The sequence below is a fragment of the Kitasatospora sp. RG8 genome, assembly GCF_017813315.1.
Taxonomy (GTDB): domain Bacteria; phylum Actinomycetota; class Actinomycetes; order Streptomycetales; family Streptomycetaceae; genus Kitasatospora.
Genome location: NZ_JAGIYX010000011.1, coordinates 130,375 through 146,229, shown reverse-complemented (window position 1 = coordinate 146,229; position 15,855 = coordinate 130,375). Strand labels below are relative to the sequence as shown.

General features: G+C 74.1%; 14 protein-coding genes. 6 read left to right on the top strand and 8 right to left on the bottom strand.

Annotation, left to right across the window (positions count from 1 at the left end):
- Positions 1-133: 133 nt before the first annotated feature.
- Positions 134-916, top strand: coding sequence for an SGNH/GDSL hydrolase family protein (locus tag J5Y04_RS18740; protein WP_209413193.1), 783 nt, complete (start codon positions 134-136; stop codon positions 914-916).
- A 7-nt stretch (positions 917-923) separates the two neighbouring features.
- Here the strand turns inward: J5Y04_RS18740 and J5Y04_RS18735 are convergent, their stop codons facing one another.
- Positions 924-1,343 carry a DUF2809 domain-containing protein gene (locus tag J5Y04_RS18735; RefSeq protein WP_307853186.1) on the bottom strand — a complete coding sequence of 140 codons (420 nt, stop codon included), beginning with the start codon at positions 1,341-1,343 and terminating at the stop codon, positions 924-926.
- A 226-nt stretch (positions 1,344-1,569) separates the two neighbouring features.
- On the opposite strand from J5Y04_RS18735, the gene J5Y04_RS18730 reads away from it, so the two are divergent.
- Entirely contained in the window at positions 1,570-3,021 is a 1,452-nt protein-coding gene (locus J5Y04_RS18730) for a DUF2252 domain-containing protein (protein WP_245205045.1), read from the top strand.
- A 7-nt stretch (positions 3,022-3,028) separates the two neighbouring features.
- On the opposite strand, the gene J5Y04_RS18725 is transcribed toward J5Y04_RS18730, so the two are convergent.
- From J5Y04_RS18725 to J5Y04_RS18715, 3 genes are all read right to left on the bottom strand, one after another.
- Positions 3,029-3,727, bottom strand: coding sequence for an alpha/beta fold hydrolase (locus tag J5Y04_RS18725; RefSeq protein ID WP_209413190.1), 699 nt, complete (start codon positions 3,725-3,727; stop codon positions 3,029-3,031).
- 75 nt (positions 3,728-3,802) lie between these two features.
- A complete protein-coding gene (locus J5Y04_RS18720; protein ID WP_307853184.1) occupies positions 3,803-5,347 on the bottom strand; it encodes an MFS transporter in 1,545 nt (514 codons plus the stop codon).
- Positions 5,344-5,907 carry a helix-turn-helix domain-containing protein gene (locus tag J5Y04_RS18715; protein WP_209413189.1) on the bottom strand — a complete coding sequence of 188 codons (564 nt, stop codon included), beginning with the start codon at positions 5,905-5,907 and terminating at the stop codon, positions 5,344-5,346. Before J5Y04_RS18715 ends, J5Y04_RS18720 begins: the two co-directional genes overlap by 4 nt.
- Positions 5,908-6,185: 278 nt before the next feature.
- On the opposite strand from J5Y04_RS18715, the gene J5Y04_RS18710 reads away from it, so the two are divergent.
- Both J5Y04_RS18710 and J5Y04_RS18705 read left to right on the top strand, forming a co-directional pair.
- Positions 6,186-6,593, top strand: coding sequence for a YciI family protein (locus tag J5Y04_RS18710; RefSeq protein WP_209413186.1), 408 nt, complete (start codon positions 6,186-6,188; stop codon positions 6,591-6,593).
- A 7-nt stretch (positions 6,594-6,600) separates the two neighbouring features.
- On the top strand, positions 6,601-7,746 hold the full coding sequence (locus tag J5Y04_RS18705; protein ID WP_209413184.1) for an RNA polymerase sigma factor: 1,146 nt from the start codon (positions 6,601-6,603) through the stop codon (positions 7,744-7,746).
- A 48-nt stretch (positions 7,747-7,794) separates the two neighbouring features.
- Here the strand turns inward: J5Y04_RS18705 and J5Y04_RS18700 are convergent, their stop codons facing one another.
- The 3 genes from J5Y04_RS18700 to J5Y04_RS18690 all read right to left on the bottom strand — a co-directional run bounded on the left by J5Y04_RS18700 (position 7,795) and on the right by J5Y04_RS18690 (position 12,255).
- Complete coding sequence (locus J5Y04_RS18700; protein WP_209413182.1) at positions 7,795-10,314, bottom strand: OmpL47-type beta-barrel domain-containing protein; 2,520 nt, start codon at positions 10,312-10,314, stop codon at positions 7,795-7,797.
- A gap of 432 nt (positions 10,315-10,746) precedes the next feature.
- Positions 10,747-11,277, bottom strand: a complete 531-nt coding sequence (locus J5Y04_RS18695; protein ID WP_209413181.1) for a hypothetical protein — start codon at positions 11,275-11,277, stop codon at positions 10,747-10,749.
- 348 nt (positions 11,278-11,625) lie between these two features.
- Positions 11,626-12,255, bottom strand: coding sequence for a class I SAM-dependent methyltransferase (locus tag J5Y04_RS18690; protein ID WP_209413180.1), 630 nt, complete (start codon positions 12,253-12,255; stop codon positions 11,626-11,628).
- Between the two features lie 375 nt (positions 12,256-12,630).
- Between J5Y04_RS18690 and J5Y04_RS18685 the strand changes: the two genes are divergently transcribed.
- Together J5Y04_RS18685 and J5Y04_RS18680 are read left to right on the top strand one after the other, a co-directional pair.
- Positions 12,631-13,947 carry a DUF5685 family protein gene (locus J5Y04_RS18685; RefSeq protein ID WP_209413179.1) on the top strand — a complete coding sequence of 439 codons (1,317 nt, stop codon included), beginning with the start codon at positions 12,631-12,633 and terminating at the stop codon, positions 13,945-13,947.
- 203 nt (positions 13,948-14,150) lie between these two features.
- Positions 14,151-15,398 (top strand): alpha/beta hydrolase, encoded by a 1,248-nt coding sequence (locus tag J5Y04_RS18680; protein WP_209413178.1) that lies wholly within the window; start codon positions 14,151-14,153, stop codon positions 15,396-15,398.
- Positions 15,399-15,554: 156 nt separating this feature from the next.
- Here the strand turns inward: J5Y04_RS18680 and J5Y04_RS18675 are convergent, their stop codons facing one another.
- Positions 15,555-15,710, bottom strand: coding sequence for a hypothetical protein (locus tag J5Y04_RS18675; RefSeq protein ID WP_209413177.1), 156 nt, complete (start codon positions 15,708-15,710; stop codon positions 15,555-15,557).
- Positions 15,711-15,855 lie beyond the last annotated feature (145 nt).

Genomic DNA, 15,855 nt, shown 5'->3' with positions numbered 1-15,855 from the left:
TGCCCGCACAGCGCCGGGTCTGCCGGCCCGCACACCACCGGTCTGCCGCCCGTCCCTACGTGGCCGATCTCACGTACCGGCAAGGGCCACCTACGGTGGCGTAGGTCACTTGAGACGGTGAACTATCTACTTCATGCCGAACCTCCAGGAGACCCTTGACCTCAGTTCGTACGCCGCCCTCGGGGACAGCTTCACCGAGGGCCTGAACGACCCGGGAGCGGACGGTGCCTTCGCCGGCTGGGCGGACCGGCTGGCCGGTCTCCTCGCCGACGGACGGCCGCCGGGCGCGTTCCGGTACGCCAACCTCGCGGTGCGCGGCCGGCTGCTCGACCAGATCGCCGCCGAACAGGTGCCGGAGGTCCGGCGCATCCAGCCCGACCTGGTCACCTTCTGCGCCGGCGGCAACGACATCCTGCGCCCGGGCAGCGACCCGGACGAGGTGGCCGAGCGCTTCGAGGCGGCCGTCGCCCAGCTCACCGAGTTCGCCGGGACGGTGCTGATCTGCACCGGCTTCGACACCCGCGGCGTGCCGCTGCTGAAGCACCTGCGCGGCAAGATCGCCACGTACAACGGCCACATGCGGGCCGTCGCCGACCGCAACGGCTGCAAGGTCGCCGACCTCTGGTCGCTGCGCGCGGTGCAGGACCGCCGGGCGTGGAGCGACGACCGGCTCCACCTCTCCCCCGAGGGCCACCAGCGGGTCGCCCTGCTGGCCGCCCGTTCCCTGGGCCTGCGCACCGACCAGGACCCGGAGGCGCCGTGGCCGGCCCTCCCCGTCCAGTCGGCCGCCGACCACCGCCGGGAGAACCTCCAGTGGGCGCGCGAGTTCCTGGTGCCGTGGGTCGGCCGACGGCTGCGCGGCGAGTCCTCCGGCGACAACGTCGAGGCCAAGCGGCCCGAGCTGACGCCGCTCTGACGCAGCCTCAGTAACGGGACGGCGCGGGCCCCTTGCGCGAACCGCGGGGGCCCGTGCCGGGCTGCCGGACCAACCGGACCGCACCCGCGTGCACCACGGCGGCCAGCGCGGCGCCGACGACGTACCAGAGCAGGTCCGGCGCGTTGAACGTGGAGCCGAGGACCAGCCTGGCGAGCACGCTGCGGCGGCCCAGTTCGTCGGGCAGGCCGGTCAGTTGGAACAGTTCGACCGCCCAGCTCAGAGCGGCGGCCAGCCCCGCCGCGGGCAGCGGCCGCAGCCGCGGCGCAGCGACCAGCACCAGCGCGTACACCAGCACGGTGTACAGCGCGTCCCCCGCGCACTTGGCGAACTCCCCGCCGGTCACCGCCCGTACGCCGAGCCCGGCCGCCACCGTCAGGACCGCCGCCACCGCGGCCGCGATGCGCACGGCCCGCCTCCCCCGAAGATCATTCACACCGGCCACCCTAAGCGCTCGGCGTCCAGGCGGGTGTCCCGGAACCGCCGCCGCCCGCCCGGCGTCCCTCCCTCCCGACGGGCCGGTCCGGGCGCCGGACCGGTGGCCCGGTACCCTGCTGGCCGGCCCGCCGAAGGGCCGGGTCCGCGCAGGTCGCGGACGGGAACGACAGAAGGACGGGGCGGGCGCAGTGACGCAGCTGACCGAAGCGGTGGAGGGGTCCGGCCTGCGGGCGGACGCAGGGGAGGACGGCCGGGGGCCGGGGCGCCGGTTCGCCGTGGACGGGTTCGCGCCGCGCCACGACGGCCGTTCCCGCGAGCGCGGCAAGGCGCTGCGCGGGCGCACCCCGCGCGAGCGGCACGCCGAGCTGGCCCTCGCCGGCGACCGGCCGACCGCCGTCGAGGCGATCGAGGCCTCCAACGCCGGCCGCCTCACCGACCTGGTGCCGATCCGGCTCGGCCGGATGGCGGCCACCCCGTTCGCGTTCCTGCGCGGCTCGGCCGGCCTGATGGCCGCCGACCTCGCGACCACCCCGGCCACCGGGATCACCGCCCAGCTCTGCGGTGACGCGCACGCCGCCAACTTCGGCCTCTACGGCGACGCCCGCGGCCGGCTGGTCATGGACATCAACGACTTCGACGAGACCGTGCCCGGCCCGTGGGAGTGGGACCTCAAGCGGCTGGCCGCCAGCCTGGTGCTGGCCGGCCGGGAGATCGGCGCCGACGAGACGACCGCGCGCCGGGCCGCCTTCGACGCGGCCGGCTCGTACCGGCGGACCATGCGCACGCTGGCCAAGCTGCCCGTGCTGGACGCCTGGAACGCCGTCGCCGACGACCAGCTGGTCTCCTTCGCCCAGGCGCACGACCTGGCCGAGGTGCTCCAGAAGGTCGGCGCCAAGGCGCTCGGCAACACCGGCGCCAGGTTCGCCGCCAAGTCGACCGTCCGCACGGAGGACGGCGGTTGGCGGTTCACGTCCGCTCCCCCGGTGCTCAGCGAGGTGCCGGACGCGACGGCCGGCGCGGTGGCCGCGTCGCTCGGCCCGTACGTGCGGACGGTACCCGCCGAACTGCACCCGCTGCTCTCCCGCTACCAGGTGCAGGACGTGGCGTTCCGCGTCGTCGGCACCGGCAGCGTCGGCACCCGTTCGTACGTCGTCCTGCTCACCGACCACCGCGAGCAGGCGCTCGTGCTCCAGGTGAAGGAGGCGCGCCCGTCGGTGCTGCTGCCCCACCTGGCCCGCGCGGGCTTCCCGGTCGCGGAGCCGGCCCAGGACGCCCACGAGGGCCGCCGGGTGGTGCTCGGCCAGAAGCGCATGCAGGTGGTCAGCGACACCCTGCTCGGCTGGACCACGGTGGACGGACTGCCCTACCAGGTCCGGCAGTTCCGCAACCGCAAGGGCAGCGTGGACCCGGCGGCGCTGCTCCCCGGCCAGCTCGACGACTACGCGCGGATCACCGGCGCCCTGCTGGCCCGGGCCCACGCGCACACCGCCGACCCCGGCCTCATCACCGGCTACTGCGGCAAGAACGAGGCGCTGGACGAGGCGGTCGCCGCCTTCGCGGTGGCGTACGCGGACCGCACCGAGGCGGACCACGCCGGCCTGCTCGCCGCCATACGGGCGGGCCGGCTCCCGGCCGAGCACGGCGTCTGACAGCCGGTCACCGCGGGCCGGCGGGGTCCAGGAACGGCGCGACCGCCGCGACGAACTCCGCCGGCCGGGCGCGGTGCACCAGGTGCCCGGCCCCGATGGTGACCACCCGGCAGTCCGGGATCCGCTCGGCCATCTCCGCGATCCGGTCCTGCGGCACGTGGCTGGCCGGGCCGCCCGCCACCACCAGGGTGGGCGCCGTGATGGCCGCCATCCGCTCCAGCCAGACCGGCTCCGGGGTGTCGATCTGGCGCTTGACCGCCCGCACCACCGCCCAGTCGAAGTCCACCGGCCCGTCGGGCGCCGCGGCCACCGGGGTCGCCGGCCGCGGGTGGGGGGCCGGGACGTCCTCCAGCACCAGCCGGCCGATCCGCCCGGGGTACTCCTGCGCGAGCAGGTAGGCCACCACGCCGCCCATCGAGTGGCCGACCAGGTCGACCCGGTCCAGCCCCAACGCGTCCAGGAAGCCCAGGACGTCGTCCCGCATGAGCTCCAGGCCGTACCGACCGGGCCGGCCGCTGTCGCCGTGGCCGCGCAGATCGAGCGCGTGGACGTGGTGGTGCGGCGCGAGGCCGGGCAGGACCACGTCCCAGTCGGCGGCCCGCTCACCGAGCGCGTGCAGCAGCACCAGCGGCGGGCCGCCGGGCCTGCCGCTCTCCCGGCAGGCGAGGGCGACGTCCGGCAGCTCCACGATCCGATGCGCAGTCATGGCGGTCACCGTATGCCGCGGACGCCGCCCGCGGACGACCCGTTCGCCCAGCGCTCAACGCCCCGCCGCCGCGCGCTACTGCTGCGCCCGTGTCCCGGTCGGCCCGGGCCCGACCGCGGCCTCATGGTCACCCCGCGCGCCCGGACCGGCCTCGGCACCGGCACCGACCTCGGCCTCGGCATCAGCCTCCCGGCCCGCCCCTGCCCGGCCCGCGCACACCGACGCCAGCACCGCCAGGCCGGCCACCGCCGCACAGACCGCACTCGCGTAGGTGTACGCCGCCCGGTGCCCGCCGCCGCCCGCGGTGGCGCGCAGGTAGACGCCGGAGAGCGCCGAGATGGACACCGCCGCCGCGATCCGCTGCGCCATCTGCAGGATCGCCCCGCTCACCCCGGCCGCCTCGGCGGGCGCGTGGCGCAGCACGTACGCCTGATTGGTCGCCCCCATCAGGCCCACGGCGGCGCCCCCGGCCAGCTGCAGCGCGGCCAGCAGCCACGGCAGCGCACCGGCCGGCCCCCAGTGCACGACCAGCCCGCCGGCCAGCATCACCAGGGCCGAGCCGGTCATGCCCGCGGTGACGGTCCGCCGTCCGAAGCGCTGCACCACCCGCCAGGCGAGCGCGGAGGCGACCCCCATCGACACCGCCGAGGGCAGCGAGACCAGCGCCGCGCCCATCGGGGAGAGCCCGAGGCCGTCCTGCAGGAACATCGCCAGCACCAGCCCGGCCGCGAGCGAGGAGCCGAACTGCGCCATCGCCACCGCCGTCCCCAGCGCGTAGGGCGCGGACCGGGTGAGCGCCGGGTGGATCAGCGGGTGGCCGCCGGCCCGGGCGTAGCGCCGCTGCCACCGGACGAGCAGGCCGAGCAGCAGGCAGTCACCGGCCGCGAAGGCCAGCCAGCCGGTCCAGCCGGGCGGCTGGACGAAGGGCAGCATCAGCGTCAGGGTCAGCGCGCCGACCAGCAGCAGCCCGACCAGGTCGAGGTCGGCGTGCCGGGCGCTCGGGCGCGGCCGTGGCAGGTGGCGGGCGGCCAGGACGACGGTCGCCAGCCCGAAGGGCACGTTGAGCAGGAACGTCAGCCGCCAGCCGTGCTCCGGCCCGAACGCGGCCAGCACCGCACCGCCGACCGGCGGCCCGAGTGCGAAGGCGAGCCCGCCGGTGACGGCGTACATGCCGAGCGCCCGTGCCCGCAGCTGGCCGCTGAAGACGTCCTGGATCGTGCCGATCATCTGCGAGTTGACCAGTCCGGCCCCCGCGCCCTGGAGCAGCCGCGCCGCGACCAGGACCCACGGTTCGGTGGCGGTCGCCGAGAGCAGGCTCACGGCGGTGAACAGCGCAAGACCGGTGACGAAGAACCACTTGCGGCCCCGGACGTCCCCGAGCCGCCCGCCGGGCACCAGCGCCAGCCCGAAGGCGAGCGAGTAGCCGGCCACGATCCACTGCAGGTGGGCCGGCTGGGCGTGCAGGCTCTCGCGCAGCGCGGGGATCGAGGTGTTGAGCACGGACTGGTCGAGCAGCGTGGTGAACCCGCCCGCGACGCAGACCAGCAGGACCCGGCGCCCCGCCGCGTCGAACCGCTCCCGGGGCGCCTCGGCTATCGGGCCGGAGGAGGACCGCTTCACGGTGCGACCACCACCAGCACGTACCGGGCCTCTTCGGGGCCGGGACAGCGGAAGCGGGTGCTCTCGGCGACGAAGCGCAGGCAGTCACCGGCTGCGAGGAGTTGCGGCTCCCCGTCGACGGTCAGCTCCAGGCCGCCTGCCATCAGCCACAGGTGGTGCTCCAGCCCGGGCACGGACGGCCGGTCGTACGCGATGTCGGCCCCCGCCGGCAGCCGGCCCTCGATGACCTCGGCCCGCAGCGAGCCGTGCGGCGGCGACACCGCCCGCCGGACGAACCCGGTCTCCTCGTCGCGCCAGACCGCCTGGTCCGCGGCCCGCACCAACCGCGCCGGCGCCGGCTCGACCTCGGCCAGCAGCCGCGACATCGTCCGCCCGTACACCGCGCAGAGCCGCCCCAGCAGCGCCGCCGTCGGGCTCACCTCCGCCCGCTCCACCCGCGACAGCGTCGACCGGCTCACCTCCGCCCGACGCGCCAACTCCTCCAACGTCCACCCGCGTTCGAGCCGCAGCTCGGCGAGGCGCGAAGCCAGTCGCTCGTCGGCGACCGTGTCGATTCCCATATTCGCGATGCTATCCCGGATACGGGACCGGATGGCCGGACCCGACGGCCGGACCCGACGGCCGGACCCGACGGCCGGACCAGTCCTGGCCGGGCGGGGGTGAGCCGGGCCGGGCGGGCCGGTAGCGGGCGGTGGCGGGGGCGCCCTCGGCCCGGCGCACCCGCGCGTCGACGATCGCCGGAAGATTTCCCGGTCGAGGATGTCGAGAACCCGTGGGCGGCTCCGTCCCAGGGGTGCAAGCGGCCACAATGGGCCGCACGGCACCGAGGAGGAACACGATGGCCAAGTACCTGCTGCTGAAGCACTACCGCGGCGCCCCGGCTCCGGTCAACGACGTGCCCATGGACCGGTGGACGCCGGAGGAGATCTCGGCACACGTGCAGTACATGAACGACTTCGCGGCCCGGCTGGAGGGGACCGGCGAGTTCGTCGACGGTCAGGCGCTCGCCCCCGGGGGCACCTGGGTCAGGTACGACGGCGAGGGCCGCCCGCCGGTCACCGACGGACCCTTCGCCGAGACCAAGGACCTCATCGCCGGCTGGATGGTGATCGACGTCGACGGCTACGAGCGCGCCGTCGAGCTGGCCGGGGAACTGTCGGCCGCGCCCGGAGCGGGCGGGAGGCCGATCCACGAGTGGCTCGAACTGCGCCCGTTCCTGACCGAGCCGCCCACCATCACGGAGTGACCCGGCCATGAAGGAGGCCCTGCTCCGGAGCCTCACACCGAGCGTGCTCGGAATCCTCGTCCGCCGCGGAGCCGACTTCGCGGCGGCCGAGGACGCCGTGCAGGACGCGCTGGTGGAGGCGGTCCGCGTCTGGCCCACCGACCCGCCGCGGGACCCGAAGGGCTGGCTGGTCACCGTGGCGTGGCGCAGGTTCCTCGACGCGACCCGCGCGGACGCCTCCCGCCGCCGGCGGGAGGACCTCGTCGACGAGGAGCCGCCGCCCGGGCCCGCCCCCGCGGTGGACGACACGCTCCAGCTCTACTTCCTGTGCGCCCACCCGTCGCTGACGCCGTCGTCCGCGGTCGCGCTCACGCTGCGCGCCGTGGGCGGGCTGACCACCCGCCAGATCGCCCGGGCCTACCTGGTGCCCGAGGCGACCATGGCGCAGCGCATCAGCCGGGCCAAACGCACCGTCTCCGGTGTGCGCTTCGAACGGCCCGGCGACGTCGCCACCGTGCTGCGCGTCCTCTACCTGGTCTTCAACGAGGGCTACGGCGGTGACGTCGACCTCGCCGTCGAGGCCATCCGGCTCACCCGGCAGCTCGCGGCCGCGATCGACCACCCCGAGGTGGCGGGGCTGCTCGCCCTCATGCTGCTCCACCACGCCCGGCGCGCGGCCCGGACCGCGCCCGACGGCAGCCTGGTGCCGCTCGCCGAGCAGGACCGCTCCCGGTGGGACACCGCGTCGATCGCCGAGGGCGTCGGGATCCTCCAGGCGGCCCTCGCCCGCGACCGGCTGGGCGAGTTCCAGGCCCAGGCCGCCATCGCGGCCCTCCACGCGGACGCGCCGACCGCCGGGGAGACCGACTGGGTGCAGATCGTCGAGTGGTACGACGAGCTCGCCGGCCTGACCGACAGCCCGGTCGTCCGGCTCAATCGCGCGGTCGCCGTCGGTGAGGCCGACGGCCCGCGCGCCGGACTGGCCGCACTCGCCGCACTGGACGACTCACTGCCCCGGCACACCGCGGTGTCGGCGTACCTCCACGAGCGCGACGGCGACCTGGCGACGGCGGCGCGGCTGTACGCCGAGGCGGCCCACAAGGCACCCGACCTCGCCGAACGCGATCACCTGACGCGCCAGGCCGCCCGGCTCAACACCCGCCTGCGCCGCTGACGCCGAGGACGCGGACGCAGGTCGTGTCATCTCACCCCTGACGGTGGTTCACGAATCCGTGCGGGCGACGATGATGCGGATGCCGCGTCCCGGGACTTCGGTGTTGCCCGCGGTGTCGGTGGCGGTGGAGGTCACGCGGTAGATGCCGAGGCCGGAGGGCGGCCGCACCCGCCAGGTGCAGTCGTGGTGCGCGGTGTCGGTGCAGGAAAGGGCCGCCCGCTGGACCAGGGTCGGTCCGGGCACCTGCGAGGTGAAGGTGAGCTCGACGTGGTCGACGCCCGAGCCGGTGTCGGCGGCGGTGCCGGTGACGTACTGGTCGTCGTGGGGGCCGCCGGCGGGGGCGGCGACGAAGATCGTCTCGGGCGCGGTGGTGAACGTTGAGACGGGCGCGGTCCTGTCGAGCCTGATGGTGAGGGTCTTGTCCGTCTCGGTGTTGCCGGCATGGTCGGTGGCGTGGAAGGTGAGAACGGTTTCGCCCTCCTGGTCGATCTTCACGTTGACGGCGTCGCCGGGGACGGTGGTGAGTGGCGTCGTCTGGGCGCCCGTCGTGCTGTAGGTGATGCCCGCCACTCCGCTGAGGTCGTCGGTGGACGTGAGGGTGACGGTGCCGTCCGCGTTGATCCAGCCGGCCGGGTTGGGGTTCGGGCTGATGGTGGCCGTGGTGACCGGTGGTGTCCGGTCGATGCGGACCGGAAGGGTCCTGGTGTCCTCGATGTTCTGTGCCCGGTCGATGGAGCGGTACGACAGGGCGTGACTGCCCGGGGTGTTGAGGAGGACCGGGCCCGTATAACCCGTCCAGCCGTTGCCGTCGACGTCGTACTCGGTCCTGGCCACGCCGCTGATGTCGTCGGTCGCGCCGAGGGTGACGGTGACGTCGGTGTTGTTCCACCCGGCGTCGTTCGGTGGCGGCTCGGCGGTGGCGGCGGTGACCGGGGCGGTGGTGTCCGGCGGTTGGATCCGCCGGGCCGCGTTGTCGTCGAACTCCCGGACCGCCTCCGGTTCCGGGAGCGGCGGCACCCCGGGGTGACCGATCGCTCCGCCGGTCAGCTTCAGATGCGCCCAGTCGTCGTATCCGGCGAGCGGGGTCAGCCGGCCGTCGCCGTTGACGTCGACGGGGACGGGATCCATGTCGGTGTTGCCGTCGCAGTTCCAGTCGATCCAGTTGCCGCTGCTCGTCGTATTGACGAACCTCCTGACCGCTTCGCAGTAGCGGCGGATGCCGTAGGGCATGGTTCCGGTGCTGGGAACGGTGTTCTCGTCCAGCCGGGCCTCGTCGAGGGTGGTCGCCACGTGCGAGTAGTCGATGTACGTGGCGGGCCCGCTCGTCAGCCCCGCCATGTACGAGTAGTTCATCACGCTGAAGTACTGCGGTTTGAAGTTGACCGCATCGGAACCGCCGTGGTCCAGGCTCAGATTGTGGCCGAGTTCGTGCATGAGGGTGCCGGCCTGCTGGTCCTCGGTGCCGACCTGGCGTGACTGGTTGCCGAGAGCGAGGGCGAAATCGCCGGTGCCGCTGGGAGCGAGGCCGTTCCACGTGGTGCCGGGGGCGAGCAGGTGAGCGGAGAGCGCGTAGTGGAACACGGGCGAACGGCCGGCGCTGACGAAGCCGCCGGGGGCCGTCTTGATCTTGTAGAAGTCGTCCCACACGTACTTGCACGCGTCATTGTCCGGGTCCGGGTCGGCCGGATTCGGACAATTCCCTCGGAACGCGCCGAGGTTGTCGACCTCGGTGACCTGTCGTGCCCGGCTCAGCGCTCCCCAGGTCCGGTCGGTGGCGAAGTCGAGGATGCTGTCCGGGCCGGCGTCGACGTGCAGGTTGATGCCGGGTCTGGAGGCTCCTCGCCGCTGGTAGGGCGCGTTGGCGAAGGCGTCGACCACCTTCCGGATCGCCTGGGAGGACAGCTGGTGGCTGTGGACGTTGCCGGGTGTGCCGTCCGCCATCCAGTCGAGGTGGACGAAGATGTCGGGCCGGTTCACGTCGGCGCCCATGCCGGGCAGGTCGAGGTGCTTGATCGGGCTGCCGTCCCCCGGATCGATGTCGACGCCGTGGAGCTTCCAGCCGTCGGGGATGCCGTCGCACATCCGCGAGTTGCAGTCGAAGGTGTAGTTGACGGTGGCATGGTCTCCGTCCCCACCGCTGCGGGAGACCGCGTAGCCGTTCGGGACCGTCTCGTCGTAGCTCTGCCCGCCGACGGCGGCGTTGTCCCAGTGCACGCGGAGGTTCGGGCCCTTGTCGTTGTCGATCCGGTAGAAGGCCGATCCCTCGGTGCCCGTTCCGGCCCCGCAGGACACCGACTTCCAGAGCACCACCTTGCCCGGCTCGATCCGCTCCGGTGGCTCGGTCTCCCAGCACCCGTGCTGGAGGTAGTGGTCGGTGAGGATCAGCGGCAGGTCGCTGTTGTTGGTCAGGACCACCGAGGTGCTGCGGAAATCCGCCATGACAAGGGCGGAGGCCGGCGCCGCGCGGAATCCCATGCCCGTTCCGGCCAGCACCAGGCCGAGGACGGCCAGGGTCCGGCCTGCTCGCGCTCGCCAGGAGCGTGGGCGCCCGCCTCGATCGAACCTCATGAGTTCCATGTCTCCGTGTCTCTGTCGCCGCGCCCGCTCCGCCCCACGCGCTCACCTTCCGATGGACACCGGCCCCGGGCACCCGGAGGGAGACCGAACGGGGACGGAAAGCAAGCGTTCGGTCCGGATCGGTTCACGCGACCGGGTGATGCGGGAGCCACTACCGTCGGCGCTCCGCGAGAGGTTCGGTCCGAGCGCGACTCCGCGTACGGCGAAGCCCTGTTCCACTACCCCTGGAAACCGCCGGGTGCGGACCAGGGGCTTGGCGTCACGGCACCACCCGGTCCCCTGGATGCAGGAGTGCTCGACGTAGACGCCGACCTGGACACCGCGGACAGTGGCCCGAGCTGCCGCAGTGTCAGCTTCGTGCGCCGGCCGGTGGCCGCGCCGGCCCTGCGGTCGATCGCGTGCCCGGTCCGGCCGACGAACCCATCAGGCGGGTCGGCGGCGCCGGTAGTAGGCCCAGGCCAGGGCCAGCACGATCGGTCCCCACAACATCGCCGGCGTGATGCACACCCGGGCCAGGGCCATCCACCATCCGTTGCTGAACCCCACCTCGGGCAGGATGCCCGCCCAGGCGAGCGGGTAGAGGTCGAACATCGCCACCAGGGCCAGGCCGCCCAGGGTCGCCGGGACCACCGCGGCGAGCGGCGCCACCCGCTTGCCGCCGAGGAACGGCACCCAGCCCGGCAGCCTCTCGCCCCACCCGCTGACCAGGCCGGTGGTGAGCAGGGCCAGCGCCTCGGTGAGCACGCTGAGCCCGACGACGTAGAACGGGCTCCACCACGGAGCGACCGGTGCCGCCGGGTCGACCATCCCCATCCGGAAGTCGGCGGCGAACGGCAGCCGCCACAGGCAGTGCGGCAGCACGACGAACGGGAGGGCTTTGGCGAGCCGGAGGGCCCAGACGGGCACGGGGCGCTCGGTGTCACCGAGGGGAAGGGCGAGGCGTGTGATCGGCATGACCCCAGCCTCGCCAAACCTCAACGACAGTACGTCGGCCACACGCAGGATCACGATCCCCCACGAGAGCCACCCCTCGATCGTCCTGGCGGCCGACCGTCGGCAGGACCCGGGTGGCCGTCCCGGAGGTCGGTCACGGGACAGCCCTCAGGCGGAACAGCAGCCTCGGAGCGAGGCATTCAGGGGTGTTCCGTGCAGGTTGCCGGAGGGGCGCCGGGGTGTGCCGGCCGCCTGGGCGTGTCGACCACCCGGGGGCGGGCCGACCGTCCGGGGGCGGGCCGACCGTCCGGGGGCGGGCCGACCGTCCGGGGGCGGGCCGACCGTCCGGCGGGCAGCGTCGGACCGGGCCTACGAGCGGCGGGCCAGCAGGTGGGCATCGAGGAAGCCCCGTTCGGAGGCCGGGTCGTGGAGCAGGCGGGCGAAGGGAACGAGCCCGGCGTCGGCCAGCAGTTCGGCGAGGCGGTCCGCCGGCCAGCTGTAGGCAGGCGTCACCTTGTGGTCGAAGCGGACCGGCTCCGGTCCGTCGGTCCCGAAGAAGGAGACCAGGAGCAGGCCGCCCGGCGCGAGGACGCGGACCTGCTCGGCGAGCAGCGCCGGCAGTTCCCCCGGCGGGGTGTGGATCATCGAGTAGTGGGCCAGTACGCCGCCGAGCGCACCGTCCTCGACCGGCAGGGACTCCATCCTCGCCTCCTGGAAGCGCAGTGCCGGATGGGCCCGCCGGGCGTGGTCGACCATGCCCGGGGAGAGGTCGAGTCCGATGGCGTCCAGGCCCAGTTCGTGCAGCATGGCCGTCAGGTGTCCGGGCCCGCACCCGACGTCCGCCGCCCGCGGGTTGCCCGTCGCGCGCACCAGTTCGGCGAAGGTGCCGATCATGGCCCGGGCGAACGGCCGCTCCTCCAGCCGGTCTGCGAACAGCGACGCGTAGAGCTCGACGACCCCGTCGTAGGCCGCCCTGGTCTCGTCCCGATGATCCGTCATGGGAAGGACTCTAGGCCGGTCGGACCCAGCGAAGTACTACTACTACTGGTCACAGCTGTGGAACGTGCAGAGACGTACCTCGACGACGCCCGGCAGTCGCAGGATCTGCTCCTTGAGCCCGTCCCGCGCCTTCCGGTCCGTGAAGCCGTCGGCCATTCCCACGTCGAGGACGAGCCGGCCGGGCCGTAGCTCGAAGACCTCGATCCGCGCGGCGCCGAAGTCCCGCAGCCGTTGCCTGCCCCGGTTGAAGTCCCGGTCGTGGGACCGGCCGACGGAGTCGAGGGTCGCCCGGACACCGCCCTCCCCAGGCCCCCTGACCGGTCATATGATGTCCGCGACCAGGGCCGATCACGGCCCGTGCAGGCTGGGGGGATCATGTTCGGCATCATCAGGCCGTGTCGGCACCGGCTGTCCGAGCGGTTGCAGGCGTCGTGGATGGCGCACCTGTGCGGGCTCTGCCTCGCGCTTCGGGACGACCACGGACAGCTGGCCCGGACCGCGACCAACTACGACGGTCTGATCATCTCGGTGCTGGTCGAGGCGCAGAGCGCGAAGGACGACCCCTCCGGTCGCCGCACTGCCGGGCCCTGCCCGCTGCGGGGGATGCGGACCGCCTCGGTCGCCAAGGGCGAGGGGGCACGGCTGGCGGCGGCCGTCTCACTGACGCTCGCCTCGGTGAAGATCCGCGACCACGTCGAGGACGGGGACGGCGTGTTCGCGCGCCGTCCGGTCGCGGCCGGGGCGCGCGCCGTGACCAGGCGCTGGGACCGCAGGAGCGCGGGCAGCGCCTCGGTGGTCGGCTTCGACACCGCCGTGCTGCTCGACGCCGCCGCCCGCCAGGGCGAGCTGGAGCGCGGGCTGGAGCCGGGCGGCTCCGTACTCCTGGTCACCGAGCCCACCGAGAGCGCCACGTCGGCCGCCTTCGCTCACACCGCCGCACTGTCCGGGCGGCCCGGCAACGCCGCGCCACTGGCCGAGGCGGGGCGGCTGTTCGGCCGGCTCGCCCACCTGCTGGACGCCGCCGAGGACCAGGCCGAGGACGCCGCCGGCGGCGCCTGGAACCCGCTCACCGCGACCGGCACCGACCGGGCCGAGGCCGAACGCCTCTGCCGGGACGCCGTCCACGGCATCCGGCTCGCCCTGCGCGAGGTCGAGCTGACCGACCGGGCGCTGGTCCACGTCCTGCTCGCACACGAGACCGAGCGCGCGGTCGAGCGCGTCTTCGGCCCGGCCTCGCACACCGCCGCCTGCAAGACCCGGACGGCGCCCGGCGGCGGGGACACCGCCACCGCTCCGGCCGGCTCCAACCCCTACCAGTCGCCGCCCCGGCACGACCCGAACCAGGCACCGCCGGCCGGTCCGGGCGCGCCCGTCCCGCCGTGGGTGCCGCAGGGGCCGGGCTTCTCCCCGCCCGGCACCCCGCCCCCGCACCGCCGCAACCTGCTGGCCGGCTGCGCCGTCTGGGCGCTGATGGCCTGTACGTGCCAGCTGATGTGCTGCGACCACAACGACCCGTTCTCGCGCGAGCACCGGACCGGCTGGTGCGCCCGGCAGAACTGCGACTGCGGCTGCGGGGACTGCAGCGGCTGCGGGGACTGCTTCCAGTGCTGCCAGTGCTGCGGGGACGGCGGCTGCTGCGACGGCTGTGACTGCGGTTGCGACGGATGCGACTGCGGCGGCTGCAACTGCTGAAGCCCGACCCCTGGGCACACCGGCGCATTCCCGGAACCACCCCCGGGAACACCCCGGGTTTCAACGGAAACTGACACGACCACAGGTGGAGGCGGCCCGTCCGAGTGGCGAGCCCGCCCGCGTGGCGGCTCCTGCCTGCGGTGGACGACGGTTCCACCACAGGCAGGACGCGGAGCCGGGCGTACGCGATCTAACGTGGCGTCATGTTGAGAACTCCCCGGCACCGCACCGCCGTCACCCGTGTCGTCAGCCGTTCCGCACCGCTGGCCGTCCTGTTCGCGCTGCTGTGCCTCGTGGCGCCGCAGGCCGCGGTTGCCGCCCCCGGCCCGACCACCGCCGGCCTGTCCCCTCCCCGGAGCGCAGAGGCGCCGCAGGTACCACCGCCCACCGTCCGGCGGCCGGTCGGCACCGCCTCGCTGCACCTGGTGGACGCGGGCCGGCGTGATCCGTGGCGGGCCGACGCCGCCACCCGCGAGCTGATGGCGACGCTCTGGTACCCGGCGTTGTCGGGGCGCGGCGAACGGGCCCCGTACATGTCGGCGGAGCTGTCCACCGTGCTGTTCGGCGGCCCGGAGGCGAGCCGCGTGCGCACGGGTTCGCTGGTCGGCGTGCCCCCGGCACCCGGATCCCACGCGCTGATCGTGCTCTCACCCGGCTTCGGCTTGAGCCGCACCTCGCTCACCGCCCTCGCCGAGGACCTCGCCGCCCGTGGCTACGCGGTGGCGGCACTCGACCACACCTACGAGACGGCGGTGCAGTTCCCGGACGGGCGGGTGGAGCACTGCCTGATCTGCGACCGGGTGGACGACCAGCGGGCGGCGGAGGTCACCCTCACCCGGGCGAAGGACATCCGGTTGCTGATCGACCGCTTTACCGCCGGGCCTGGTTCCGGACCTGGCTCCGGGCCTGCCGCGGAACCCGGCTCCGGACCTGGCTCCGGGCCGGTCCGAGGGCTCCGGATCGACCGGTCCCGGATCGGCGTGGCCGGGCATTCGCTCGGCGGGGCGAGCGCGATCGAGGCGATGCACGAGGACGGGAGGATCCGTGCCGCCGCCGACCTCGACGGCGACTTCTTCGTCCCGCCGCCCGTCGACGGCCTCGCCCGCCCGGTGCTGCTGCTCGGCGCCCAGCGCGGTGGCGACTCCCCGCCCAAGGCCAACTGGGAGCGGACGTGGAAGCACCTGACCGGCTGGAAGCGCTGGCTCGACCTCCCCGAGGGCGGCCACCTGACCTTCTGCGACCTGCACTGGCTGGTGGACGCGTTCGGGGTCCGCGACCAGGTGCCGCCGGACGTCGCGCCGGAACAGTACGGCACCATCAAGGGCGCGCGCGGGCTCGTCGCCACCCGGGCCTACCTCGGGGCGTTCTTCGACCGACACCTGCTCGGCCGCCCGGGACCGCTGCTGGACCACCCGTCTGCGGCCTACCCGGAGGTGCGCCTCCTGAAGTAGCCGACCCCGTCGTCCGGTTCGGCCCGGTGCAGCCCCGGACCGGACGACACCTCACCGCCCCCGACCCACATCCCCGGCTCCGGCGCCGCCGGGCCGCGCTCCCACAACGGCAGCACCTCGACCCGCCGCCCCGAACCGGCTCTCGCCGGCTCGTCCTCAGGCATCGGAGCCCGTCTCCGCCGCCCGCCGGTCGGCGACCAGCGAGCTCTCCAGACGGGCCAGCAACACCCGGAACCGCTCCGCGTCCTGCTCCGTCATCCGCCCCTCGGGCAGCACCCGTACGCCCCGCGTATCGATCGTTCCCTCGTTCATGCCCCCGACGTTAGGGCCTGCCGATCAACGCCCGATAAACAACGTCCCCGCCGCCCCGCCCCCGCCCCGCCCAGGGCCTGCGTCACCGAGGAACCGCAGGTCACGCGGTACCGGTGGGCCGGACACGCGGCCGAACAATCGGTTG

Bases quoted from the DNA above. Each gene is read 5' to 3' on its own strand.
- J5Y04_RS18740 (WP_209413193.1), top strand. From the start codon at position 134: ATGCCGAACCTCCAGGAGACCCTTGACCTCAGTTCGTACGCCGCCCTC.
- J5Y04_RS18725 (WP_209413190.1), bottom strand. From the start codon at position 3,727: ATGACTGCGCATCGGATCGTGGAGCTGCCGGACGTCGCCCTCGCCTGC.
- J5Y04_RS18715 (WP_209413189.1), bottom strand. From the start codon at position 5,907: ATGGGAATCGACACGGTCGCCGACGAGCGACTGGCTTCGCGCCTCGCC.
- J5Y04_RS18710 (WP_209413186.1), top strand. From the start codon at position 6,186: ATGGCCAAGTACCTGCTGCTGAAGCACTACCGCGGCGCCCCGGCTCCG.
- J5Y04_RS18705 (WP_209413184.1), top strand. From the start codon at position 6,601: ATGAAGGAGGCCCTGCTCCGGAGCCTCACACCGAGCGTGCTCGGAATC.
- J5Y04_RS18700 (WP_209413182.1), bottom strand. From the start codon at position 10,314: ATGAGGTTCGATCGAGGCGGGCGCCCACGCTCCTGGCGAGCGCGAGCA.
- J5Y04_RS18695 (WP_209413181.1), bottom strand. From the start codon at position 11,277: ATGCCGATCACACGCCTCGCCCTTCCCCTCGGTGACACCGAGCGCCCC.
- J5Y04_RS18690 (WP_209413180.1), bottom strand. From the start codon at position 12,255: ATGACGGATCATCGGGACGAGACCAGGGCGGCCTACGACGGGGTCGTC.
- J5Y04_RS18685 (WP_209413179.1), top strand. From the start codon at position 12,631: ATGTTCGGCATCATCAGGCCGTGTCGGCACCGGCTGTCCGAGCGGTTG.
- J5Y04_RS18680 (WP_209413178.1), top strand. From the start codon at position 14,151: ATGTTGAGAACTCCCCGGCACCGCACCGCCGTCACCCGTGTCGTCAGC.
- J5Y04_RS18675 (WP_209413177.1), bottom strand. From the start codon at position 15,710: ATGAACGAGGGAACGATCGATACGCGGGGCGTACGGGTGCTGCCCGAG.